The organism is Rhizobium sp. F40D2, from assembly GCF_051810745.2.
Lineage (GTDB): Bacteria > Pseudomonadota > Alphaproteobacteria > Rhizobiales > Rhizobiaceae > Rhizobium.
Genome location: NZ_CM131436.1, coordinates 4,491,071 through 4,513,350 on the forward strand (window position 1 = coordinate 4,491,071; position 22,280 = coordinate 4,513,350).

Annotated in this window: 23 protein-coding genes and 3 tRNA genes; 4 read left to right on the plus strand and 22 right to left on the minus strand. The window is 61.4% G+C overall.

Going from position 1 to position 22,280, the window contains the following annotated elements:
* Nucleotides 1–2 precede the first annotated feature (2 nt).
* From ACS4RS_RS21935 to ACS4RS_RS22025, 19 genes are all read right to left on the minus strand, one after another.
* Entirely contained in the window at nucleotides 3–767 is a 765-nt protein-coding gene (locus ACS4RS_RS21935; RefSeq protein ID WP_439009295.1) for a biotin--[acetyl-CoA-carboxylase] ligase, read from the minus strand.
* On the minus strand, nucleotides 767–2,212 hold the full coding sequence (gene nuoN, locus ACS4RS_RS21940) for an NADH-quinone oxidoreductase subunit NuoN (RefSeq protein WP_439009294.1): 1,446 nt from the start codon (nucleotides 2,210–2,212) through the stop codon (nucleotides 767–769). The genes ACS4RS_RS21935 and nuoN overlap by 1 nt, the downstream gene beginning before the upstream one ends.
* Nucleotides 2,213–2,230: 18 nt before the next feature.
* A complete protein-coding gene (locus ACS4RS_RS21945) occupies nucleotides 2,231–3,742 on the minus strand; it encodes an NADH-quinone oxidoreductase subunit M (RefSeq protein ID WP_439009293.1) in 1,512 nt (503 codons plus the stop codon).
* The gene (gene nuoL, locus ACS4RS_RS21950) at nucleotides 3,742–5,742 is read right to left on the minus strand and encodes an NADH-quinone oxidoreductase subunit L (RefSeq protein ID WP_439009292.1); all 2,001 of its coding nucleotides are present in this window, start codon (nucleotides 5,740–5,742) and stop codon (nucleotides 3,742–3,744) included. The genes ACS4RS_RS21945 and nuoL overlap by 1 nt, the downstream gene beginning before the upstream one ends.
* Nucleotides 5,743–5,749: 7 nt before the next feature.
* A complete protein-coding gene (gene nuoK, locus ACS4RS_RS21955; RefSeq protein ID WP_010066755.1) occupies nucleotides 5,750–6,058 on the minus strand; it encodes an NADH-quinone oxidoreductase subunit NuoK in 309 nt (102 codons plus the stop codon).
* 23 nt (nucleotides 6,059–6,081) lie between these two features.
* Complete coding sequence (locus ACS4RS_RS21960) at nucleotides 6,082–6,696, minus strand: NADH-quinone oxidoreductase subunit J (RefSeq protein ID WP_439009291.1); 615 nt, start codon at nucleotides 6,694–6,696, stop codon at nucleotides 6,082–6,084.
* A gap of 140 nt (nucleotides 6,697–6,836) precedes the next feature.
* A complete protein-coding gene (gene nuoI / locus ACS4RS_RS21965) occupies nucleotides 6,837–7,328 on the minus strand; it encodes an NADH-quinone oxidoreductase subunit NuoI (RefSeq protein ID WP_003587270.1) in 492 nt (163 codons plus the stop codon).
* A gap of 40 nt (nucleotides 7,329–7,368) precedes the next feature.
* Nucleotides 7,369–8,412, minus strand: a complete 1,044-nt coding sequence (nuoH, locus tag ACS4RS_RS21970; RefSeq protein ID WP_003587271.1) for an NADH-quinone oxidoreductase subunit NuoH — start codon at nucleotides 8,410–8,412, stop codon at nucleotides 7,369–7,371.
* Between the two features lie 12 nt (nucleotides 8,413–8,424).
* The gene (gene nuoG, locus ACS4RS_RS21975) at nucleotides 8,425–10,506 is read right to left on the minus strand and encodes an NADH-quinone oxidoreductase subunit NuoG (protein ID WP_449313819.1); all 2,082 of its coding nucleotides are present in this window, start codon (nucleotides 10,504–10,506) and stop codon (nucleotides 8,425–8,427) included.
* Between the two features lie 218 nt (nucleotides 10,507–10,724).
* Nucleotides 10,725–11,393 carry a 5' DNA nuclease gene (locus ACS4RS_RS21980; RefSeq protein WP_439009290.1) on the minus strand — a complete coding sequence of 223 codons (669 nt, stop codon included), beginning with the start codon at nucleotides 11,391–11,393 and terminating at the stop codon, nucleotides 10,725–10,727.
* A gap of 2 nt (nucleotides 11,394–11,395) precedes the next feature.
* The gene (gene nuoF, locus ACS4RS_RS21985; RefSeq protein ID WP_439009289.1) at nucleotides 11,396–12,700 is read right to left on the minus strand and encodes an NADH-quinone oxidoreductase subunit NuoF; all 1,305 of its coding nucleotides are present in this window, start codon (nucleotides 12,698–12,700) and stop codon (nucleotides 11,396–11,398) included.
* A gap of 10 nt (nucleotides 12,701–12,710) precedes the next feature.
* A complete protein-coding gene (locus ACS4RS_RS21990) occupies nucleotides 12,711–13,877 on the minus strand; it encodes an NADH-quinone oxidoreductase subunit E (protein WP_439009288.1) in 1,167 nt (388 codons plus the stop codon).
* 16 nt (nucleotides 13,878–13,893) lie between these two features.
* Nucleotides 13,894–14,166, minus strand: coding sequence for a hypothetical protein (locus ACS4RS_RS21995; protein WP_449313979.1), 273 nt, complete (start codon nucleotides 14,164–14,166; stop codon nucleotides 13,894–13,896).
* Nucleotides 14,166–15,356: an NADH-quinone oxidoreductase subunit D gene (locus ACS4RS_RS22000; protein ID WP_012557331.1), complete on the minus strand. Its 1,191-nt coding sequence runs from the start codon at nucleotides 15,354–15,356 to the stop codon at nucleotides 14,166–14,168. The genes ACS4RS_RS21995 and ACS4RS_RS22000 overlap by 1 nt, the downstream gene beginning before the upstream one ends.
* A gap of 66 nt (nucleotides 15,357–15,422) precedes the next feature.
* The gene (locus ACS4RS_RS22005) at nucleotides 15,423–16,025 is read right to left on the minus strand and encodes an NADH-quinone oxidoreductase subunit C (protein ID WP_183856349.1); all 603 of its coding nucleotides are present in this window, start codon (nucleotides 16,023–16,025) and stop codon (nucleotides 15,423–15,425) included.
* 18 nt (nucleotides 16,026–16,043) lie between these two features.
* Entirely contained in the window at nucleotides 16,044–16,628 is a 585-nt protein-coding gene (locus tag ACS4RS_RS22010; RefSeq protein ID WP_003587285.1) for a NuoB/complex I 20 kDa subunit family protein, read from the minus strand.
* Nucleotides 16,619–16,984 (minus strand): NADH-quinone oxidoreductase subunit A, encoded by a 366-nt coding sequence (locus ACS4RS_RS22015; RefSeq protein WP_007626195.1) that lies wholly within the window; start codon nucleotides 16,982–16,984, stop codon nucleotides 16,619–16,621. The genes ACS4RS_RS22010 and ACS4RS_RS22015 overlap by 10 nt, the downstream gene beginning before the upstream one ends.
* A gap of 247 nt (nucleotides 16,985–17,231) precedes the next feature.
* Nucleotides 17,232–17,308 (minus strand) — tRNA-Asp (locus ACS4RS_RS22020).
* 81 nt (nucleotides 17,309–17,389) lie between these two features.
* Nucleotides 17,390–17,466 (minus strand) — tRNA-Asp (locus ACS4RS_RS22025).
* A gap of 383 nt (nucleotides 17,467–17,849) precedes the next feature.
* Here ACS4RS_RS22025 and ACS4RS_RS22030 point away from each other — a divergent pair.
* A tRNA-Val gene (locus ACS4RS_RS22030) sits at nucleotides 17,850–17,925 on the plus strand.
* A 259-nt stretch (nucleotides 17,926–18,184) separates the two neighbouring features.
* The gene (locus ACS4RS_RS22035) at nucleotides 18,185–18,397 is read left to right on the plus strand and encodes a hypothetical protein (protein WP_003587329.1); all 213 of its coding nucleotides are present in this window, start codon (nucleotides 18,185–18,187) and stop codon (nucleotides 18,395–18,397) included.
* 283 nt (nucleotides 18,398–18,680) lie between these two features.
* Here the strand turns inward: ACS4RS_RS22035 and ACS4RS_RS22040 are convergent, their stop codons facing one another.
* Both ACS4RS_RS22040 and ACS4RS_RS22045 read right to left on the minus strand, forming a co-directional pair.
* A complete protein-coding gene (locus tag ACS4RS_RS22040; protein WP_439009286.1) occupies nucleotides 18,681–19,229 on the minus strand; it encodes a glutathione peroxidase in 549 nt (182 codons plus the stop codon).
* Nucleotides 19,230–19,360: 131 nt separating this feature from the next.
* Entirely contained in the window at nucleotides 19,361–19,720 is a 360-nt protein-coding gene (locus ACS4RS_RS22045) for a hypothetical protein (protein ID WP_012557328.1), read from the minus strand.
* Nucleotides 19,721–19,883: 163 nt separating this feature from the next.
* On the opposite strand from ACS4RS_RS22045, the gene ACS4RS_RS22050 reads away from it, so the two are divergent.
* The gene (locus ACS4RS_RS22050; protein WP_439009285.1) at nucleotides 19,884–20,489 is read left to right on the plus strand and encodes a class I SAM-dependent methyltransferase; all 606 of its coding nucleotides are present in this window, start codon (nucleotides 19,884–19,886) and stop codon (nucleotides 20,487–20,489) included.
* 112 nt (nucleotides 20,490–20,601) lie between these two features.
* On the opposite strand, the gene ACS4RS_RS22055 is transcribed toward ACS4RS_RS22050, so the two are convergent.
* Entirely contained in the window at nucleotides 20,602–21,003 is a 402-nt protein-coding gene (locus ACS4RS_RS22055; protein ID WP_439009284.1) for a (R)-mandelonitrile lyase, read from the minus strand.
* Between the two features lie 248 nt (nucleotides 21,004–21,251).
* Between ACS4RS_RS22055 and ACS4RS_RS22060 the strand changes: the two genes are divergently transcribed.
* Nucleotides 21,252–22,238 (plus strand): aldo/keto reductase, encoded by a 987-nt coding sequence (locus ACS4RS_RS22060; RefSeq protein ID WP_439009283.1) that lies wholly within the window; start codon nucleotides 21,252–21,254, stop codon nucleotides 22,236–22,238.
* Nucleotides 22,239–22,280 lie beyond the last annotated feature (42 nt).

Sequence of the window (22,280 nt, forward strand, 5' to 3'; positions counted from 1 at the left end):
CGCTATCCAAAAAACACATCACCGGCAGCAATGGGCATTATCCTGCCAGTGCCGGTATCGAGCATCAACAAGCCATTATCATCAATTCCGGCGAATTGTCCGGAAATCGATCGGTCCGGCAAATTCACCGTGATCTTTTCGCCGATGCCGCAGGCGATGGTGCGCCAGCCTGCGGTGATCTCGGCAATACCGCGGCCCCCGTCCCATTGATCAAGCACATCCGCCATCGCCGCGAAGAGATGGGCGAAGAGTTCCTCCGGCGACGCCGCACTTGCATGCTGACGCAGGCAGGTGACGGGGTAGAGCGGATTATCCGGCATGACCGAGACATTGATGCCGATGCCGACGATCAGCGCATAGCGGCCGTCCGGCAGCCTCTCGCCTTCGACAAGAATGCCGCAGGTCTTCTTGCGGCCGATAAGGATATCGTTCGGCCATTTGACCTCGAGCGGCTCGGCACCCGGCGGCAGCACCTGGCGGATCGCCTGGTGCACGGCAACGGCGACGGCAAGCGGCAGGGAACTCAGGCGCTCCATCGGCGCCGGATCGATCAGCAATAGAGAGGCGTAGAGATTGCCGCGTTCGGACACCCAGAGCCGGCCGCGGCGGCCGCGGCCGCCGGTCTGGCGTTCGGCGGTCACCCAGAGATTGCCGCCGTCGCCCGCCCGAGCCCGGGCGAGGCATTCACTGTTGGTGGACGATGTTTCCGACAGAGCCTCGTGCCTGAAATCGCCGAGCGATATCCGGCGCCGTCCGTCGGAAGCCATCAAAAGAGCGTCGCGGCGGCAAGCTCGGCCGCGCCGCCGATCGGGCCGCCGATCAGGACATAGGCGGTGACGAAGAGACCGGAGAGACCGAAGACCAGACGCAACGCACCGGAGACACGGGCGAATTCGCCGGTCGCCTCATCGAACCACATCAGCTTGATGACGCGCAGATAATAATAGGCGCCGACGACCGAGGCGAGAACGCCGATGATGGCGAGCGCATAGAGCTTGGCTTCGATGGCCGCGACGAAGACGAAGTACTTGGCGAAGAAGCCGGCGAGCGGCGGGATGCCGGCGAGCGAGAACATCAGCGCCGTCAGCACCACCGCCATGAACGGGTTGGTGGTGGAGAGGCCGGCGAGATCGTTGACCTCCTCGACGACGGTGCCGTCCTTGCGGCGCATCGACATGATGATCGCGAAGGTGCCAAGGGTCATGACCATATAGATGACCATGTAAAGCATGACGCCGGAGACACCGGTCTGGTTGCCGGCGGCAAGGCCGACCAGCGCGTAACCCATGTGGCCGATCGACGAATAGGCCATCAGCCGCTTGATGTTCTTCTGGCCGATCGCGGCGAAGGAGCCGAGCAGCATCGAGGCGATCGAGATGAAGACCACGACCTGCTGCCAGTCGGCCAGAACCGGCTGGAAGGCGGTGATGACGATGCGGGTCATCATTGCCATGGCGGCAACCTTGGGGGCTGCGGCCAGGAAGGCGGTGACCGGCGTCGGCGCGCCTTCATAGACGTCAGGCGTCCACATATGGAAAGGAACAGCCGAGATCTTGAAAGCGATGCCGGCGAGGATGAAGACCAGGCCGAAGATCAGACCGAGCGAACGCGCACCCTCGACGGAAAGCGCCTGGGCGATCTCAGAGAAGTGGGTGTGGCCGGTAAAGCCATAGACCAGCGACATGCCATAGAGCAGCATGCCGGAGGAAAGCGCGCCGAGAACGAAATATTTGAGGCCGGCTTCGGTCGACTTCAGGCTGTCGCGATTGATCGCGGCGACGACATAGAGCGCCAGCGACTGCAGTTCCAGCGCCAGATAGAGCGAGATCAGGTCGTTGGCCGAGATCATCAGCAGGATGCCGAGGGTCGCCAGCACCAGCAGAACCGGGAACTCGAACTTGTCGAGCTGGTTTTCGCGGGCGTGACCCATCGTCATGAACAGGGCGACCAGCGAACCGATAAGCGCCACCAGCTTCATGAAGCGCGAGAAGCCGTCGGCCATGTAGACGCCGCCATAGGCAAGGCCTTCCGCCGGCACGAAGAGCAGCCACAGGCCGGCAGCGAGCAGCAGAACGATCGCGAGGCCGGTGACGACGAGGCCAGAGCGCTCGCCTGAGAAGACGCCGACCATCAACAGGACAAGGGCGCCGACCGCGAGGATGAGCTCCGGCGCGGAAAGATGCAGACTGAGGAGAATTGTTTCAGCGGTCATGTCCGATAAGTCCCGTCATCAATTCATAGACAGCGCAATATTCTGCGCTGCGTGCACGGCGGCCGTGTAGTTGTTGACCAGCAGATCCACCGAGGCGGCCGTCGCATCGAAGACCGGAGCCGGGTAAACGCCGAAGAAGATGGTCAGTGCGACCAGCGGGTAGAGGATCAGCTGTTCGCGTCTGGAAAGATCGAGCAGCGCCTTCAGCTTTTCCTTCTCGAGCGCGCCGAAGATCACCCGGCGATAAAGCCAGAGCGCATAGGCGGCCGAGAGGATGACGCCGGTGGCGGCAAAGAGCGCGACCCAGGTATTGACCCGGAAGACACCTAGCAGCGTCAGGAATTCACCGATGAAGCCCGAGGTGCCGGGAAGCCCGACATTGGCCATGGTGAAGACCATCATGGCGACGGCATATTTCGGCATGTTGTTGACGAGGCCGCCATAGGCGTTGATCTCGCGGGTGTGGGTACGGTCGTAGACGACGCCGACGCAAAGGAAGAGCGCGCCGGAGACGATGCCGTGCGAGAGCATCTGGAAGATCGAGCCCTGAACACCCTGCATGTTGGCGGCGAAAATGCCCATGGTGACATAGCCCATGTGCGCCACCGAGGAATAGGCGATCAGCTTCTTGATGTCGTCCTGCATCATCGCCACCAGCGAGGTGTAGATGATGGCGATGACCGACAGCGCGAAGACGAACGGTGCGAAATAATCTGATGCGACCGGGAACATGCCGAGCGAGAAGCGGATCAGACCGTAGCCGCCGAGCTTCAGGAGCACGCCGGCCAGGATCACCGAGCCTGCCGTCGGCGCCTGAACATGGGCATCGGGCAGCCAGGTATGAACCGGCCACATCGGCATCTTCACCGCAAAGGAGGCGAAGAAGGCAAGCCATAACCAGGTCTGCAACGCCGGCGGGAACTTGTAGGCGAGCAGCGCGGTGATATCCGTCGTGCCGGCCTGCCAGTACATCGCCATGATGGCGAGCAGCATCAGAACCGAGCCGAGCAGCGTATAGAGGAAGAACTTGTAGCTCGCGTAGACGCGGTCCTTGCCGCCCCAAACGCCGATGATCAGGAACATCGGAATGAGGCCCGCCTCGAAGAAGACGTAGAAGAGCACGATATCGAGCGAGACGAAGACGCCGACCATCATCGTTTCGAGGATGAGGAAGGCGATCATATATTCCTTCAGGCGCTTCTCGATCGACAGCCAGCTCGCCAGCACGCAGAAGGGCATGAGGAAGGTCGACAGGATGACGAACAGCATCGAGATGCCGTCAACGCCGAGATGGTAGCCGATACCGGTGCCCAGCCAGTCATGCTTTTCGAGCATCTGGAAACCCGGATTGGCATTGTCGAAGCCGATCCAGATGAAGAGCGAAACGATGAAGGTGAAGACGGTCGTGATCAGCGAGATCCACAGCACGTTCTTCCGGCCGGTTTCGCTCTCGCCGTTCATCAATAGCAGGAGCACCACGCCGACGAGCGGCAGGAAGGTGACCGTTGAAAGAATAGGCCAATCGGTCATCAGAAGGAACTCCCGAGCATCATCCAGGTAACAAGCGCCGCAATGCCGATCAGCATGGCGAAGGCGTAGTGATAGAGGTAACCGGTCTGCAGGCGGACGACGCGGTCGGTGACGGCGACGACGCGGGCGGCCACACCGTTCGGGCCGTAGGTGTCGATGACCCCGACGTCACCCTTCTTCCACAGGAAGCGGCCGAGCGCCTTGGCGGTGCGGACGAAGAGGAAATCGTAGAGTTCGTCGAAGTACCACTTGTTCAGCAGGAACTGGTAGAGCACACGGTGCTGCCTGGCGAGGATGCGCGGCGTCTGCGGCGAACGGATATACATGTACCAGGCGGTGACGAAACCGAGCAGCATGGCGATGAAGGGGCTCAGGCCCACCAGCGCCGGCACGTGGTGAAACTGTTCGACGAGTTCGTTCTCGGCGCCGGTAAACAGCGCGCCCTTCCAGAACTCGGCATATTCCTCGCCGTAGAACCGGCCTTCGAAGAAGTAGCCGGCACACACTGCGCCGATCGCGAGGAGATAGAGCGGCACCAGCATGACCTGCGGCGATTCATGGATATGGTGCATGACCTCGTGCGAAGCGCGCGGCTTGCCGAAGAAGGTCATGAAGATCAGGCGCCAGGAATAGAAGCTGGTGAACAGAGCGGCAATGACCAGTAGCGTAAAGGCAAAGCCCGAGACCGGCGAATGCGAAGCATAGGCCGCCTCCATGATAACGTCCTTGGAGTAAAAGCCGGCGAGGCCGATCGGCGTGAAGGGAATGCCGAAACCGGTGATCGCCAACGTGCCGATGATCATCAGGATGCCGGTAACTTTGATATGTGGATACAGGCCACCCATGTAGCGCATGTCCTGCTCGCCGTCGACGGCATGGATGACCGAGCCGGCGCAGAGGAAAAGCAGCGCCTTGAAGAAAGCATGCGTGAACAGATGGAAGATCGCCGCGCCATAGGCCCCTGAGCCGAGCGCCACGAACATATAGCCAAGCTGCGAGCAGGTGGAATAGGCGATGACGCGCTTGATGTCATTCTGCACGAGAGCGACGGTTGCCGCGAAGAAGGCGGTGATCGCGCCGATCACGGTGACGACGACGAGCGCATCCGGCGACAGTTCGAAGAGCGGCGACATGCGGGCGACGAGAAAGACGCCGGCGGTGACCATGGTGGCGGCGTGGATCAGGGCCGAGACCGGGGTCGGGCCTTCCATGGCGTCAGGCAGCCAGGTGTGCAGCAGGAACTGCGCCGACTTGCCCATGGCGCCCATGAACAGGAGCAGGCAGACGCCGGTCAGCGCATGCGCCTTGTCGAGCTGCATGCCGAAGAGGTTGAGGATCACTTCGCTCGCCTCGCCGCCGCCTTCATGCGGGGCGAAGTTCGAGGCATTGGCGAAGATCGTGTCGAAGTTGATCGAACCGAACAGCACGAAGACGCCGGCAATGCCAAGCACGAAGCCGAAGTCGCCGACGCGGTTGACGATGAAGGCCTTCATCGCCGCAGCCGTTGCCGACGGCTTCTTGAACCAGAAGCCGATCAGCAGATAGGAGGCGAGACCGACACCTTCCCAGCCGAAGAACATCTGCGCCAGATTGTCGGCCGTCACCAGCATCAGCATGGCGAAGGTGAAGAGCGAGAGATAGGCAAAGAAGCGCGGGCGATGCGGATCGGTATGCATGTAACCGATCGAATAGACGTGAACCAGCGTCGAGACCGTGTTGACGACGATCAGCATGACGGAGGTCAGCGTATCCACGCGCAGCGACCAGGAGACGTCGATGCCGCCGGACTGGATCCAGCGCAGCACCTCGACCTTGATCGGGCCGCCTTCGGCATGGCCCATGCCGACCGTGAAGAACACGATCCAGGACAGGATGGCGGCGATGATCATCAGGCCGCTGGTGACATATTCCGAAGCCTTGGCGCCGATGGCGCGGCCGAACAGGCCGGCGACGATCGCACCGATCAAGGGAAGAAAGACGATAGCCTTATAGAGGAACATGAGCCACTCAGCCCTTCATCATATTGACGTCTTCGACCGCGATCGAGCCGCGGTTGCGGTAGAAGACAACGAGAATTGCAAGACCGATCGCCGCTTCGGCAGCCGCGACCGTCAGAATGAACAGCGCGAAGACCTGGCCGACGATGTCGTTCAGGAAGTGGGAGAAGGCGACCATGTTGATGTTGACGGCAAGCAGGATCAGTTCGACCGACATCAGGATGACGATGACGTTCTTCCGGTTCAGGAAAATGCCGAAGACGCCGAGCGTGAAGAGGATGGCGCTGACCGTCAGGTAGTGGGAAAGTCCGATGACCATGTTCTTTGTTCCTTGACCTGCCTTTAGACGCCCTGCCCGGGCTTGACCGACACCACCTCGACGGCGGTGGCGGGCGTGCGGGCAACCTGCCTCGGGATATTCTGCCGCTTGATATTGGTGCGGTGCCGCAGCGTCAGCACGATCGCGCCGATCATCGCGACCAGCAGCACCAGACCGGCGATCTCGAAGAAATAGACGTAGTTGGTGTAGAGCACGTCGCCGAGAGCGGCCGTATTGGTGCGCTCGCTGAGCGCCGGGATCGGCATGGCGACGGATTTGGCGATCTCGGGCGAGATGACGCTGCCGCCGATGACGACGATCAGCTCGGCGGCGAGAATGATCCCGATCAAGCCGCCGATCGGCGCATATTCGAGAACCCCTGCTCTGAGCTCGGTGAAGTCGATATCAAGCATCATCACCACGAAGAGGAAGAGTACGGCGACGGCGCCGACATAGACGACGAGCAGGATCATCGCCAGGAATTCGGCACCGGCCAGCAGGAAGAGACCGGCCGCGTTGAAGAACACCAGGATCAGGAACAGAACCGAGTGAACCGGGTTCTTCGCCCAGATGACCATGAACGCCGACGCCACCGCGACAAAGGCGAAAAGATAGAAAAATAGAGCCTGCAGACCCATGTTGGTGCCTTTTTCATCTTCCCCGGGCAGCCGGGAGTTTTTCTGCCCGATAGAGCTTTGCGCGGCTGACCGGCAAAGCTCCTGTGCATATTGACCGCGACCGGAGCAGCGAAGCCCCCTTGCGGCATGTCTAAACTCGATCAGCGGTACGGCGAGTCGATCGCAATGTTGCGGGCGATTTCGCGCTCCCAACGGTCTCCGTTGTCGAGAAGGCGCGCCTTGTCGAAATAGAGTTCTTCGCGGGTTTCCGTCGCAAATTCGAAATTCGGGCCTTCGACGATCGCATCGACCGGGCAAGCCTCCTGGCAGAAGCCGCAATAGATGCACTTCACCATGTCGATGTCGTAGCGCACCGTGCGGCGGGTGCCGTCGTTGCGGCGGGGGCCGGCCTCGATGGTGATGGCCTGGGCAGGACAGATCGCCTCGCAGAGTTTGCAGGCGATGCAGCGTTCCTCGCCGTTCGGATACCGGCGCAGCGCATGCTCACCACGGAAGCGCGGGGAAACCGGGCCCTTTTCGAAGGGATAGTTGATCGTCGCCTTCTGGCGGAAGAAATAGCGCATCGACAGAAAGAACGCGCCGAAGAATTCCTTGAGGAACAGCGAGCTGATGGAGCTGGACAAGCTTCCCATCTTCAACCTCCAATTTTGCCGGAAACGAGAGAGGGCGTCATCATGCCCATCCCATCAGCTTCAGCACGAATGCAACGATGATGACCATGGCGAGCGACAGCGGCAGGAAAACCTTCCAGCCGAGGCGCATGAGCTGGTCGTAGCGGTAGCGCGGGACGAAAGCCTTGACCATCGCGAACATGAAGAACACGAAGCAGGCCTTCAGCATGAACCAGATGATGCCTGGGACCCAGTTGAGGATCCAGATGTCGACCGGAGGCAGCCAGCCGCCGAGGAAGAGGATCGTCGTCAGCGAACACATCAGGCAGACGGCCGCATATTCGCCGAGCATGAACATCATGTATGGCGAGGAGCCGTATTCGACCATGAAGCCGGCAACGAGTTCCGATTCAGCTTCCGGAAGGTCGAAGGGCGGACGGTTCGTTTCGGCGAGCGCCGAAATGAAGAAGATGATGAACATCGGGAAAAGCGACAGCCAGTGCCAGTCGAGGAACGACGCCGGCAGGCCGAGCATGGTGCCGAGGCCGGTATGCTGCGCATTGACGATATCGGTCAGGTTCAGCGAGCCGACGCAGAGAAGCACGGTGACGATGACGAAGCCGATCGAGACTTCATAGGACACCATCTGCGCGGCCGAGCGCAGCGCGCCGAGGAACGGATACTTCGAGTTCGAAGCCCAGCCGCCCATGATGATGCCGTAAACCTCGAGCGAGGAAATCGCGAAGATGTAGAGGATGCCGACATTGATGTTGGCGATCACCCAGCCATCGGCGAGCGGTACGACGGCCCAGGTCGACAGTGCCAGAAGCACCGTCACCAGCGGGGCAAGCAGGAACACCGCCTTGTTGGCGCCGGCCGGAATGATCGGCTCCTTGAAGACGAATTTCAGCAGGTCGGCGAAAGACTGGAACAGGCCGAAGGGACCGACGACGTTCGGGCCGCGGCGCAGCTGCACGGCCGCCCAGATCTTGCGGTCGGCGAGCAGAACATAGGCGATGAAGACGAGCAGGCAGACCAGAAGCAGCAGCGACTGACCGATCATGATGATCGCCGGCAAGACATAGGTCGAAAAGAAAGAATCCATAGTCCCCTGCCCTTACTCTGCCGCGACTTTGAAGTTGTTGCGGGCCAATGCCGAGCACTCCGCCATCACTGCCGAGGCACGCGCTATCGGGTTCGTCAAATAGAAGTCTTTCACCGGCGACGCAAACCCTGACTTGTTCATCTTGCCGGCTTTTTTCGCAACTGCGGCAATTTGGGCGCTATCGGTTTCGGCGATCTCGTCGATGGCGGCGAAATGCGGGAAAGCGGCATAGAGCCGGACGCGCAATTCGCTGAGCGAATCGAAGGGAAGCTTCTTGCCGAGCACGTCGGAAAGGGCACGGATGATCGCCCAGTCCTCGCGGGCATCGCCCGGGGCAAAGCCTGCGCGGTTGCCCATCTGGACGCGGCCTTCGGTGTTGACCCAGGTGCCGGACTTTTCGGTATAGGCTGCGGCCGGCAGGATGACGTCGGCATGATGGGCGCCGTTATCGCCATGCGAACCGATATAGACGGTGAGCCTGGCCCTCTTGGCGGTGAAGTCGAGCTCGTCGGCGCCGAGCAGGAAGAGCACATCCATCGCCGTCAGCATTTCGGCGGCATTGACGCCCTTGGCACCCGGCACGAAGCCGAGGTCGAGGCCGCCGACGCGCGATGCGGCGGTGTGGAGGACGGCAAAGCCGTTCCAGCCTTCGACGACCGCGCCGACCGAACCGGCAAGCTTGGCGGCACTGGCGAGAACGCCGGCGCCGTCGGTGCGCGACAGCGCGCCCTGGCCGATGATGATCATCGGCTTGGCGGCGTTCTTCAGCACCTCGGCGAAGGCGTGGCCGCCGTCGACCAGATCCTTCAGCGTGTCGGGACCGCCGCCGAGGAAGTCATAGCTGTAGCGCAGTTCGCCCGGCTCGCCGATGACGCCGATCGGGAACTTGCCGCGGCGCCAGCGCTTGCGGATGCGGGCGTTGAGAATGGCCGCCTCGAAGCGCGGATTGGCGCCGATGATCAGCAGCGCGTCGGCCTGGTCGATGCCTGAAATAGTCGGGTTGAAGAGGTAGCTTGCACGGCCGAGCGACGGATCGAGTGCCGCCCCATCCTGGCGACAGTCGAGATCTCCAGATCCGAGCGATTTCACCAGTTCGGAAAGCGCATACATTTCCTCGACCGAGGCAAGGTCACCCGCGATCGCGCCGATCTTGTCGCCCGACGTGGCGCCGACGGCGGCCTTGATGGCGCCGAAGGCTTCGGCCCAGGTGGCGGGCTGCAGGCGGCCGTCGCGGCGGACATAGGGCCGATCGAGGCGCTGGGTCTTCAGGCCGTCCCAGATGAAGCGGCTCTTGTCGGAGATCCACTCTTCGTTGATCGCCTCGTTGACGCGCGGCAGGACACGCATGACCTCGCGGCCGCGGGTGTCAACGCGGATCGCCGAACCGACGGCATCCATGACGTCGATCGATTCGGTCTTGTTCAATTCCCAGGGGCGCGCAGTGAAGGCGAAGGGCTTGGAGGTCAGCGCACCCACAGGGCAGAGGTCGACGACGTTGCCCTGAAGCTCAGAGGTCATCGCCTGTTCGAGATAGGTGGTGATTTCGGCATCTTCGCCGCGGCCGATCAGGCCAAGCTCGGAAATGCCGGCGACCTCGGTGGTGAAGCGGACGCAGCGCGTGCAGTGGATGCAGCGGTTCATCACCGTCTTGACGAGCGGGCCGATATACTTGTCTTCGACGGCGCGCTTGTCTTCCTGGTAACGCGAGGTGTCGATGCCGAAGGCCATCGCCTGATCCTGCAGGTCGCATTCGCCGCCCTGGTCGCAGATCGGGCAATCGAGCGGATGGTTGATCAGCAGGAATTCCATCACACCTTCGCGGGCCTTCTTGACCATCGGCGTGTTGGTGAAGACCTCGGGCAGTTCGCCGTTCGGGCCGCCGCGGATGTCGCGAACGCTCATGGCGCAGGAAGCCTGCGGCTTCGGCGGGCCGCCCTTCACCTCGACAAGGCACATGCGGCAATTGCCGGCAACCGACAGGCGCTCATGGAAGCAGAAGCGCGGAACCTCGGCGCCGGCATCCTCGCACGCCTGCAACAGCGTGTAATGATCCGGAACTTCGATCTCGTTGCCATCAATCTTCAGTTTTGCCATCGTCGCTCAGTCCTGTTTCCCGTTTGCCTGATGACGGCAAACAAACCTATTTTTGCAACAGTCTCATTGCCAAGCCGGATCTTTCGTCCTGCCGACATCTAATGCCGCCCAAATTCTCTGTCGCGTGTCCCAGGTCCGGAACCCGCACCGGCAGCGTGAGGCCCCCGCCCGTCCGCCGATCTGCCCATCTTTCCGGCCGATTGACACGGCCGGACAGTTCATTTCTTCCGACGATCCCGCCCGGCCAGAACTTTCGCCTGGCCGCTCCAGTCGTCACGCCCGATGCGGCCGTTGAAGCCGAGTTCGGCGTCGAGACGGGCGATGTCCTCATCGCTCCAGGCGGCGATTTCGGCGAAACTGCGAACGCCCTTGGCGTTCAGCACCTGCTCCAGCTTCGGGCCGATGCCGGCGATCAGCTTCAGATCGTCGGCCTTTTTCGCCCGCGCGACCGGTTTTGCCTTCACAGCCGGCTTCGGCTCGCTTGCCGGCACCGGTTCGCTGACCGGCCTGACAACCGTCAATTTCGGCCCTGCCCTCTTCGCGGTGGCCGGCCTGGCGACAACCTTGACGGCAGGGCGAATATTCTCCGGCCGGATCTCGACGTCGGGCGCGAGCTCGTCCGGCGGCGTATCATCGAGGGCGGCAGCGACCTTGCCGGTCGTTTCCAGCGCGCTCTGGAAGGCGCCGAAGAAGGCGCCCGCCATCTGCGTCGAGAGGCCGAAGCCGATCGCCGTTGCAGCGGCAAAGGCGGCGGCCGGATGCGCCATCAGCGGATGCACCGGCATCGCCCGCGCATTCTCCAGCATCTCGGCGGCAAGACGGCCGAAGCCGGCCGCGAAATCGGCGGCGTCTTCCTTCTTTCCACTCTTCGATGCGTTGTCCGCCATGATTATTCAGCCGCCTCCAGAACCGCGCCGTGATCGAGCGCGCTTGCCGTATACTGGTCGATGCGCTTTTCGATCTCGGGACGGAAATTACGGATCAGACCCTGCACCGGCCATGCGGCGGCATCGCCGAGCGCGCAGATGGTGTGGCCTTCGATCTGCTTGGTCACCTGGAACAGCATGTCGATTTCGCGCTTCTGGGCATTGCCCTTGGCCATGCGCTCCATCACGCGCCACATCCAGCCCGTGCCTTCGCGGCAGGGCGTGCACTGGCCGCAGCTCTCATGCTTGAAGAAGGCGGAGATGCGGGCGATCGCCTTGATGACGTCGGTGGACTTGTCCATGACGACCGCAGCCGCGGTGCCGAAGGAGGAGCCGACGCCGCGCAGGCCGTCGAAGTCCATCGGGCAGTCGATGATGTCCTTGGCCGGAACGATCGGGCAGGATGCGCCGCCCGGAATGACGGCGAGCAGGTTGTCCCAGCCGCCGCGGATGCCGCCGGCATGGCGGTCGACCAGCTCGCGGAAGGTGATGCCCATTTCCTCTTCGACCGTGCACGGCTTGTTGACGTGGCCGGAGAGCATGAACAGCTTGGTGCCGACATTGTTGGGACGGCCGATGGCCGAGAACCAGCCGGCGCCGCGGCGCAGGATGGTCGGGGCAACGGCGATCGATTCGACGTTGTTGACCGTCGTCGGGCAGCCATAGAGGCCCATATTGGCCGGGAAAGGCGGCTTCAGGCGCGGCTGGCCCTTCTTGCCCTCGAGGCTTTCGAGCAGTGCCGTTTCCTCGCCGCAGATATAGGCGCCGGCGCCGTGATGGACGTAGATGTCCATGTCCCAGCCGAGCTTGTTGTTCTTGCCGAGCAGGCCGTAATCATAACATTCGTCGATCGCCGCCTGCAGCGCTTCGCGCTCGCGGATATATTCGCCGCGCACATAGATATAGGCGGCATTGGCGCCCATGGCGAAGCTGGCGACGACGCAGCCTTCGATCAGCGTATGCGGATCGTGGCGCATGATGTCGCGATCCTTGCAAGTCCCGGGCTCCGATTCGTCAGCATTGACGACGAGGTAATGCGGGCGGCCGTCGCTTTCCTTCGGCATGAAGGACCATTTGAGGCCGGTGGGGAAGCCGGCGCCGCCGCGGCCGCGAAGGCCCGAGGCCTTCATCTCGTTGATGATCCAGTCGCGGCCCTTTTCGAGGATCTGCTTGGTGCCGTCCCAGTGGCCGCGGCTCATCGCGCCCTTCAGGGACTTGTCCTTGAGGCCGTAGATGTTGGTAAAGATGCGGTCTTTATCTTGTAACATGCTTCACCTCTTACCGCGGCTTCTTGCCGAAGACCTTGATATATTCCGCTTCGCCGCCCTTGGCGAGCGCCTTGGCCTGCTTGACCCAGTCGTCGCGCTCGATGCGGCCGCGGAAGTTCAGGTAGCCGTCGACCCATTCGCGTTCGGCCTTCTTCCAGCCCGCGACCTGCGAGAAGGTGAAGATGCCGATTTCGTTCAGCGTCGTCTCAATCTTCGGGCCGACGCCGGAGATCATCTTCAGGTCATCCGGCGCAGCGGGCTTTTCGATGCCGGCCGGACGGTTCTTGTCGGTGAGCGCAGGCTTTGCCGCCGGGGCGGCTTCGGCCTTGGCGGCCGCCACCGGTGCCGGTTCGGCGGGTGCCGTGCCGGAAACCGACTGCTTCTCGGCAGCCTTGGCATTCCTGGCAGCCGCCTTCGGCGCCGTTGCCGGCGTCTTCAGGGCAGCGTTGGTCTCGGCATCGGTGCTCTTCGGGCGGGCAGCCTCGGAGGGCGGAACCGGAGCGGCGTCGACCGGAGCCGAAATGCTTTCGGCATCGGCCTTCTTGGCGCGCGTCCTTGCCTTAGGCTCTTCCGTCGTCAGCGAGGTCGGGCCGCCTTCAGGGGCCGAGAAAATCCGGTCGATCTGGGTGCCGGGCTTGATGGTCGCGCCATTGCCGGCGGCAAAGGCATCGATGATTTCTTCGAGACGCGCCGGTGTCAGGTCCTCATAGGTGTCCTTGCCGATCATCACCATCGGGGCGTTGACGCAGGCGCCAAGACATTCGACCTCTTCCCAGGACAGCGTGCCCTCCGCATTGCGCTCGAAGGCGTGGGCGTGGATCTTGCTCTTGCAGACCGACATCAGCGCTTCCGAGCCGCGCAGCATGCAGGGCGTCGTGCCGCAGACCTGGACATGGGCGCGGGTGCCGACAGGATGCAGCTGGAACTGCGTGTAGAAGGTCGCGACCTCGAGCACCCGGATATAGGCCATATCCAGCATGTCGGCGATCTTTTCGATCGCCGCGCGCGTGACCCAGCCGTCCTGCTCCTGCGCCCGCATCAACAGCGGGATGACCGCCGACTGCTGGCGGCCGGCGGGGTATTTCTGGATCGTCTTGTCCGCCCAGACCGCATTTTCATCGCTGAAAGCGAATGCGGCAGGCTGAAATTGATCTTCGGCTAATCGACGAACGGACATTCTTCCTCACGCCTTGTCAGTTTAGGGTTCCACACCGCGAAGCGGTCAAAGACTGCATTTCGCAGGCATAGGCCGACTGGTCTTTCTGCATAAATACGACGAATTTTCTGCCATTCGGAATGGCAGCCTTGATCTGATAGCCCTTGGACAAAAGATCGCCCATGGACGTTTGCGCCGCCGGCGGCATCACTTCCTTACGGCCCAGCGGCGTGCCGAGCGTATCGGTCTCCTGGGCGAAAGCCCCGGATGCCGCAAGAAGAAGTGCGACGGCAAACGGCAGACGCTGCATCAACGGTCCACCTCGCCGAAGACGATGTCGAGCGAGCCGAGCACGGCTGCGACGTCGGCAAGCTGGTGGCCGCGGCACATGAAATCCATCGCCTGCAGATGCGCATAACCCGGCGCACGGATCTTGCAGCGATAGGGCTTGTTGGAGCCGTCGGAGACGAGATAGACGCCGAACTCGCCCTTCGGCGCTTCGACTGCGGCGTAAACTTCGCCGGCCGGCACATGGTAGCCCTCGGTATAGAGCTTGAAGTGGTGGATCAACGCTTCCATCGAGCGCTTCATCTCACCGCGCTTCGGCGGCACCACCTTGCCGTCGATCGACGAGAAGGGACCGGTCTTAGCATCCGACAGCAGGCGGTTGACGCACTGCTTCATGATGCGGACCGATTGGCGCATCTCGATCATGCGGATCAGGTAGCGGTCATAATTGTCGCCGTTCTTGCCGATTGGAATGTCGAATTCGAGATCGGAATAGCATTCGTAGGGCTGGGAGCGGCGCAGATCCCAGGCAGCGCCCGAACCGCGCACCATGACGCCGGAGAAGCCCCAGGCCCAGCAATCCTCCAGCGACACGACGCCGATATCGACGTTGCGCTGTTTGAAGATGCGGTTGCCGGTCAACAGATTGTCGATATCGTCGAGCGCCTTGAGGAAGGGATCGCACCAGTCGCCGATATCCTGGACGAGCTGTTCCGGCAGATCCTGATGGACGCCGCCCGGACGGACATAAGCGGCATGCATGCGCGAACCGCTGGCGCGCTCATAGAACACCATCAGCTTTTCGCGCTCTTCGAAGCCCCAGAGCGGCGGCGTCAGCGCGCCGACGTCCATGGCCTGCGTGGTGACGTTCAAGAGATGCGAGAGGATGCGGCCGATTTCAGAGTAGAGAACGCGGATCAGCTGTCCGCGAATCGGGATCTCGATGCCGAGCAGCTTTTCCACCGCTAGCGCATAGGCATGCTCCTGGTTCATCGGCGCGACGTAGTCGAGACGATCGAAATAGGGCACGGCCTGAAGATAGGTCTTGGTCTCGATCAGCTTCTCGGTGCCGCGGTGCAGCAGGCCGATATGCGGATCAACCCGCTCCACAATTTCGCCGTCAAGCTCCAGGACAAGACGAAGAACGCCGTGCGCCGCCGGATGCTGCGGTCCGAAATTGATGTTGAAGTTGCGGACGTTATGTTCTGTCATGGCGATGCGCTCGCGTTCTCAGATAACCAGTGAATGGCGGGCACAAACCCACCAGCCGCCTTGAATTTATTGCTTCGCTTTTTCGTCACCGGGCAGCACGTATTCGGTACCTTCCCAGGGAGACATGAAGTCGAAATTGCGGAATTCCTGCTTCAATTCCACCGGCTCATAGACGACGCGCTTGGCGGCGTCGTCGTAGCGGACCTCGACGAAACCTGTCGTCGGGAAGTCCTTGCGCAGCGGATGGCCTTCGAAGCCGTAGTCGGTCAGGATGCGCCGCAGATCCGGATGGCCGGTGAAGAGGACGCCGTACATGTCCCAGGTTTCGCGCTCGAACCAGTCGGCGCCGGGATGGACGGCGCAGGCCGATGGAACGGGCGTATCTTCGTCGGTCGCGACCTTGACGCGGATGCGCAGATTCTGCTTCGGCGACAGCAGGTGATAGACGACATCGAAACGCAGCTCGCGCTGCGGCCAGTCGACGCCGCAAATATCGATCAGGTTGACGAAACCGCATTTGGCGTCGTCACGCAGGAAGGTCAGAAGCGCGATCAGGTTTTCACCCGTCGTCGTCAGCGTCAGCTCGCCATACTTCATCTGCGATGCGGCGATCAGATTGCCGCGCGCTTCGCCAAGGTAGGACGCAAGCTCAGTCAGGGCTTCACTCATATGCCTTGTCCTTAACCCTTAGCGTTCGATCGTGCCGGTGCGCCGGATCTTCTTCTGCAGCAGAAGCACGCCGTAGAGCAGCGCCTCTGCCGTGGGGGGACAGCCCGGCACGTATATATCGATCGGTACGATGCGGTCGCAGCCGCGCACCACAGAATAGGAATAGTGGTAGTAACCGCCGCCATTGGCGCAGGAGCCCATCGAGATGACGTAGCGCGGCTCGGGCATCTGGTCGTAGACCTTGCGGAGCGCGGGCGCCATCTTATTGGTCAGCGTGCCGGCGACGATCATCACGTCGGACTGGCGCGGCGAGGCGCGCGGCGCAAAGCCGAAGCGCTCGACGTCGTAACGCGGCATCGACAGCTGCATCATTTCGACGGCGCAGCAGGCGAGACCGAAGGTCATCCACATCAGCGAACCGGTACGGGCCCAGTTGATCAGCTCGTCGGTCGAGGTGACGAGGAAACCCTTGTCGGCGAGCTCATTGTTGATCTCGCCGAAAAACGCGTCATTGCTGCCGATCGGCTTGCCTGTGGAGGGATCGATGATCCCCTTCGGCTGCTGGGCGACGAGCGGCTGATTGCTCACAGGGCTCACTCCCATTCCAGGGCTCCCTTTTTCCATTCATAGATAAAGCCGATGGTCAGCACGAAGAGGAAGACCATCATGGACCAGAAGCCGAACCAGCCGATGGCGCCGAAGGAAACGGCCCACGGGAAGAGGAAGGCGACTTCAAGGTCGAAGATGATGAAGAGGATCGACACGAGGTAGAAGCGGATGTCGAACTTCATGCGGGCGTCGTCGAACGCGTTGAAGCCGCATTCGTAAGCCGAGAGCTTTTCCGAATCGGGCGCTTTGAAAGCGACGGCGAACGGCGCAATGAGCAGCGCCAGGCCGATAACGAGCGCGATAGCAATGAAGATAGCGATCGGAATATAGGAACTGAGCAGTTCAGTCATCATGTTCATCCCTGCTTGCCGGAAGCGCCAGGCGGCGCATTTGGGCAAATGCCCGGCAAGCGAACGTGCGTTGCAACAAGCCGTGGTTAGCGCAGCCGAAGCCCCGGCGCAAGAGATTTACCGAGGCAATTCGACGCGCCGCGCGCGGACATTATCAAGCAGATGCAACGATGTCGCGACAAATCCACACAAACCGATTCAAGCTGCATGCCTGACCCTTGGTAACTGCATGGCTTTCGGAAGAGAATGGCGCGAGTGACGGGGCTCGAACCCGCGACCTCCGGCGTGACAGGCCGGCACTCTAACCGACTGAGCTACACCCGCGCATTGATTGCCATTTGCGGCCGCTGGGATGAAGAAACCGGACAAACGACAAATCACATTTGCGTTCTACAAGACTTGAAATGGCGCGAGTGACGGGGCTCGAACCCGCGACCTCCGGCGTGACAGGCCGGCACTCTAACCAACTGAGCTACACCCGCAATTCATTTCAAGCAGTCCGGATGCCTTCGCACCCTCACCAAAACGGCTGCCCGTTTCGATGAGCGGCTAACTACGGGGTTCGTCTTTTAGTGTCAAGCAGGTTTGGAGACAAAACCATGACAGTCGTTTGAATTGTTTCGGCAAGGGCGGCAATTCCGTTACCCGCCATGGCACTGATGCCTGTTCGAAGCCGGCGGCACAGTCGAAGTCGACATGCCCCCTCCCCTTTATCCACAGCCCGGCAGCGCTCCAGCCGCACCACAAGGAGCGGGACCGCCACCAAAAAAATCAAAAAATCTTCACAAACACTCTTGCGGTTTTGCCGCGATCCGCATAGATCACGGCCACCAACGCGGCAGGCCGATCCGGCTTCGTCAGCGATGGGCGATTAGCTCAGTTGGTAGAGCGCCTCGTTTACACCGAGGATGTCGGGAGTTCGAGTCTCTCATCGCCCACCATTTTTCCTTTAAGCGCCAAATAGTAGCTTTCGCAGGCTGACGCCTCAGTTGCGCCGTCACTTATCTGGAATTCCAATTGGATCCAGTGGGACGCCTGGCAGGTCGCGATGCGGCGTTGCGCCTGAAATCAGCACTCCACCAGAACGGACTACTCCGGCCGCCGCGCCACCTCCTATTGGGCGAATGGATGGGCGCAGGCAAAAGTGGGAGAATTCGCCGCCCGGAAAATCTCCGCGCTTGCTACACCTGGAGGTGTTCCATGAGGACTCTCTGCTCCGCATTGACGCTGTGCATCGCGGTCGCCCTTTATGCACCAAGCGCCAGATATGTCAGCCTGCCCGGATACGCCTTCAAGACGAATCCGCAATGCCAGCGCCACGAACCCAAGACGCGGTTTGACAGGAGGTGCGACTGGCCGAGACTGGGCTTCAAGGACTTTACGCCCCCGCTTGTGACCGTGCTTGGGATCTGAAGCGCAGCCTCTTCACGAATCATCGCAGTCCTGGCGCGTTTTGTAGCCAAGGGTCATGGCTCTATGACTGCGACTGGGTTCGGCCTTCGCTCAGGCTTCCCACCAGACTCTATATAGCCCTTCGGAATCCCGAAATTGGTTGCGTAATTGAAATCATTGCATGATTTTTTCTGTCGACACCGCGCGAAGCTCGACGAATTTCGGAATCCCGAAGCGGGGAATTTCGGGATTCCGAAGTGGCGTTCTGGAATCGGGAAACGGCCGGGGCCGATCGCCCGCCATTTCACCCCTTCGCCAGTTCTTTATCCACCGCCGAAACCAGCCGCGAATCATCGGCCGTCACATCGGGCGCAGATCGGGCAGCGACTTTGCCGTCGCGGCCGATCAGGAATTTTTCGAAGTTCCAGAGAATGTCGTCCTCTTCGCCGCCCGATATGCCGTGGGATTTCAGGCGTTCGCGCATCGGGCCGTCACCTGTGGTCTTCACGCCGGATTTGGTCAGTTGCCGGTAGAGCGGGTGCTGGGCCTCGCCCTTGACCGAAATCTTCGAGAAAATCGGGAAGGTGACGTCGTAGGTGCTGGTACAGAAGTCGAGGATCTCGGCGTCGGTGCCGGGCTCCTGGCCCTTGAAATCGTTGGCAGGGAAAGCGGTGATGACGAAGCCGCGCTCGCGCTTTTCCTTATAGAGCTTTTCGAGCCCCTCATACTGGGCGGTAAGCCCGCATTTCGAGGCAACGTTGACGACCAGGAGCACCCTGCCCTTGTATTCGCTGAGTGTGGTTTCACGACCATCCACTGATTTGACAGGGATATCCAGCACATTGCCCGCCACGGGAACCTCCAATTTGATAAGATATGTCTCGCCAACTTAGCGATATCGCCGCCGTTGTCATCAACGTCGGAATCAACTCGGCGTTAGCAGGACGCCGGTGCGGGCTACGGCCTGCACCGGCGGTCAGCACATCAGGCGGGGGATGTCTCCTTCACGTCGTCGAGCAGGAAGTGCACGACGATATAATCCGTCTTGTAATGGCGACCGCTGTCGGACACGGATTCGACGCTGCCACCGTCCTTCGGGTGCCAGGCGTGGTAATGGGGGTTGGTGGTGATCAGTGTGATGGCCTTGCCTTCCAGGGCTTCCTCGCCAAGCCGAAAGCGCATCTCGGCCAGCGGCCAGATCCGCTCGTAATCGGCCATGCTGATGCGCGCCTTCAGCGCCTTGCGATGCAGCGGTGCTTCGCCGGCCTCTGCGGGTGCTTCCAACATCACCTCCTCGGCTCCGTTGATGATGGCGTTGAACTCTTCAGGCCACATGCGTCTCATGAAATCGCTCCTCCCGGGGCTCTCGTCAGTCCACAGGTGAAACTTAGCGATTTGTTCGAAAGAAGCAAATTCCCGTCATGTGGTTGTCATCGAGGTCCGCTGCTCCTACGTTCGCCGCAGACCGCATCAGGGCCGTCAGTCGCCCGCAATCCCGAGACCAGAGATGAAGACACGTGAAGACAGGCAGGCGCTCCGGGCGAGCATGCCGCGCACTCCGCTCAGCGCCCATCATATGGAAAATGCCCGCCTGCTGCCCGATCGCGGCGAGCTGCTCTACCGGATCCCCAACGGCGGCATCGGCGTCGAGGTGGGTGCGGCCTTCGGCGAATATACGGCGGAGATCCTGGAAAAGAATCGCCCGGCGCAGCTCTACCTCATCGATCCCTGGTCGATGGACCGCTACAGCTCGGGGCTCGATGCGATCCAGACCAAGTTCGCGAGCGAGATCGACGCTGGCCGGCTGCATCTGATGCAGGGCACTTCGCTGGAAAAACTCGCCGAATTCGAGGACGATTTCCTCGACTGGGCCTATATCGATACCGACCATTCCTTCGAGCTCACCTGGCAGGAACTGCTGCTCTGCGACAAGAAGGTGAAGCGGACGGGGCGCATTGCCGGGCATGATTTCTGCACCGGCAATACGGTCAAGCCGATCGTCTATGGCGTCGTCGAGGCGGTCACCAAGTTCTGCAAGGATTACGGCTGGCAATTCGAGTTCCTGACGGTCGAATCACATGCGCATTTTTCCTATTGTCTGAAGCGGCTCTGAGAAGAGCTAAAGCGCGGCGCGATCTTTCAGATTCGCTTGGCCCGCGCTTTCGTTCTTTGTTTTTGCGCATGTCTTCATCGCAAAACCGCTCCACACTTTTGCGAGACATGCTTTACGCCTCGCCGGAATACTGCGCGTCGGTGACCTTTTCCATCCAGTTGACATGCTTACCGTCCAGCGCCTCGTGAATGGCGATGTGCGTCATCGCCGTGTCGGGGCCGGCGCCATGCCAATGTTTTTCGCCCGGCGAGAACCAAACGGTGTCGCCGGCGCGGATCTCGCGGATTTCCCCGCCCCAGCTCTGGGCGAGGCCCTTGCCAAAAGTGACGATCAGCGTCTGGCCGAGCGGATGCGTGTGCCAGGCGGTGCGGGCACCGGGCTCGAAGGTGACGGAAGTTGCCTTCACCCGGGCTGGTGCCGGCGGCTCCATCAATGGGTCTTGGCGAACGGCGCCGGTGAAATAGTCGGCCGGTGGCGTCATCGAGGGGCGAGAGCCGGCGGGTTTGATCTCCATGATCTTTCCTTTTCTATTCCATTGCGGTTGAAGCCTTGTAACCCGACGATATTTCATCGAGGCGACCAATCAAGGCCGGATCGACAATTGCCGCATCCTCGCCCGGCTGATAGGCCAATCTCTTTCATACCTGAAGCGCGTCGTATTAACTTGGTTGATGCGACGCGCTTTAGTTCTTTGTTTTTACGCATGTCGTTATTCCGGAATCGCTGCACACTTCCGGGCAACATGCATTGGGAGAATTTCTAATGAAACACCATGCTTTCGGCCGCATGCCCTTCACGGTCACCAATGTCGGCTTCGGCGCCTGGCAGATCGGCGGCTCCTGGGGCGATATCAGCGAAGCGGATGGACGCGCGGCGCTGAATGCCGCACTCGATGCCGGCATGACCTTCATCGACACGGCTGACGTCTATGGCGACGGCCGCTCGGAAAAGATCATCGCCGACGTGCTGAAGACGCGCGGCGGCGAGCGGCCGATGGTCGCCACCAAGGCGGGCCGCCGGCTCAACCCGCATGTCGCCGAAGGTTATACCAGGGCCAATCTCGACGGCTTCATCGACCGCAGCCTCAAAAATCTTGCCGTCGACAGCCTCGACCTCGTGCAGCTTCACTGCCCGCCGCGCGAGGTGTTTTACCAGCCCGAAGTCTTCGAAGGTCTGGGCGCCTTGCAGAAGGCCGGCAAGATCAAGGGTTACGGCGTCAGCGTCGAAAAGGTCGAGGACGGGCTGAAGGCGATCGAATATCCCGGCGTCGTCAGCATCCAGATCATCTACAACATCTTCCGCCAGCGCCCCGACCATCTGTTCTTCCAGGAGGCGCGCCGCCGGAACGTGGCGATCATCGCCCGCGTGCCGCTCGCCAGCGGTCTGCTCTCCGGCAAGATCACCCGGGAGACACACTTTGCCGACGACGACCACCGCAATTTCAACCGCCTCGGCGAAGCCTTCGATGTCGGCGAGACCTTTGCCGGCGTGCCCTTCGAGGTCGGCCTGCAGGCGGTGGAAGAGGTGCGCAAGCTGGTGCCCGCAGGCGTCACCATGGCCGCCTTCGCGCTGCGCTGGATCCTGATGACTGACGCCGTCACCGTCGTCATCCCCGGCGCCCGCAATGGCGAACAGGCAAGAGCCAACGCGGCCGCCGCCGACCTGGCACCGCTTGCGGCCGATGTCATGGCGGCAACGCGCGAGATCTACGAGCGGCTGATCGCGCCGCATGTGCATCAGCGCTGGTAGGGTTGGAGGTGCTTGTTTCTGAGGGCTGTGGGGAGCGTCGAT

Bases quoted from the DNA above. Each gene is read 5' to 3' on its own strand.
- ACS4RS_RS21935 (WP_439009295.1), bottom strand. From the start codon at position 767: ATGGCTTCCGACGGACGGCGCCGGATATCGCTCGGCGATTTCAGGCAC.
- nuoN (WP_439009294.1), bottom strand. From the start codon at position 2,212: ATGACCGCTGAAACAATTCTCCTCAGTCTGCATCTTTCCGCGCCGGAG.
- ACS4RS_RS21945 (WP_439009293.1), bottom strand. From the start codon at position 3,742: ATGACCGATTGGCCTATTCTTTCAACGGTCACCTTCCTGCCGCTCGTC.
- nuoL (WP_439009292.1), bottom strand. From the start codon at position 5,742: ATGTTCCTCTATAAGGCTATCGTCTTTCTTCCCTTGATCGGTGCGATC.
- nuoK (WP_010066755.1), bottom strand. From the start codon at position 6,058: ATGGTCATCGGACTTTCCCACTACCTGACGGTCAGCGCCATCCTCTTC.
- ACS4RS_RS21960 (WP_439009291.1), bottom strand. From the start codon at position 6,696: ATGGGTCTGCAGGCTCTATTTTTCTATCTTTTCGCCTTTGTCGCGGTG.
- nuoI (WP_003587270.1), bottom strand. From the start codon at position 7,328: ATGGGAAGCTTGTCCAGCTCCATCAGCTCGCTGTTCCTCAAGGAATTC.
- nuoH (WP_003587271.1), bottom strand. From the start codon at position 8,412: ATGGATTCTTTCTTTTCGACCTATGTCTTGCCGGCGATCATCATGATC.
- nuoG (WP_449313819.1), bottom strand. From the start codon at position 10,506: ATGGCAAAACTGAAGATTGATGGCAACGAGATCGAAGTTCCGGATCAT.
- ACS4RS_RS21980 (WP_439009290.1), bottom strand. From the start codon at position 11,393: ATGGCGGACAACGCATCGAAGAGTGGAAAGAAGGAAGACGCCGCCGAT.
- nuoF (WP_439009289.1), bottom strand. From the start codon at position 12,700: ATGTTACAAGATAAAGACCGCATCTTTACCAACATCTACGGCCTCAAG.
- ACS4RS_RS21990 (WP_439009288.1), bottom strand. From the start codon at position 13,877: ATGTCCGTTCGTCGATTAGCCGAAGATCAATTTCAGCCTGCCGCATTC.
- ACS4RS_RS21995 (WP_449313979.1), bottom strand. From the start codon at position 14,166: ATGCAGCGTCTGCCGTTTGCCGTCGCACTTCTTCTTGCGGCATCCGGG.
- ACS4RS_RS22000 (WP_012557331.1), bottom strand. From the start codon at position 15,356: ATGACAGAACATAACGTCCGCAACTTCAACATCAATTTCGGACCGCAG.
- ACS4RS_RS22005 (WP_183856349.1), bottom strand. From the start codon at position 16,025: ATGAGTGAAGCCCTGACTGAGCTTGCGTCCTACCTTGGCGAAGCGCGC.
- ACS4RS_RS22010 (WP_003587285.1), bottom strand. From the start codon at position 16,628: ATGGGAGTGAGCCCTGTGAGCAATCAGCCGCTCGTCGCCCAGCAGCCG.
- ACS4RS_RS22015 (WP_007626195.1), bottom strand. From the start codon at position 16,984: ATGACTGAACTGCTCAGTTCCTATATTCCGATCGCTATCTTCATTGCT.
- ACS4RS_RS22035 (WP_003587329.1), top strand. From the start codon at position 18,185: ATGAGGACTCTCTGCTCCGCATTGACGCTGTGCATCGCGGTCGCCCTT.
- ACS4RS_RS22045 (WP_012557328.1), bottom strand. From the start codon at position 19,720: ATGAGACGCATGTGGCCTGAAGAGTTCAACGCCATCATCAACGGAGCC.
- ACS4RS_RS22050 (WP_439009285.1), top strand. From the start codon at position 19,884: ATGAAGACACGTGAAGACAGGCAGGCGCTCCGGGCGAGCATGCCGCGC.
- ACS4RS_RS22055 (WP_439009284.1), bottom strand. From the start codon at position 21,003: ATGGAGATCAAACCCGCCGGCTCTCGCCCCTCGATGACGCCACCGGCC.
- ACS4RS_RS22060 (WP_439009283.1), top strand. From the start codon at position 21,252: ATGAAACACCATGCTTTCGGCCGCATGCCCTTCACGGTCACCAATGTC.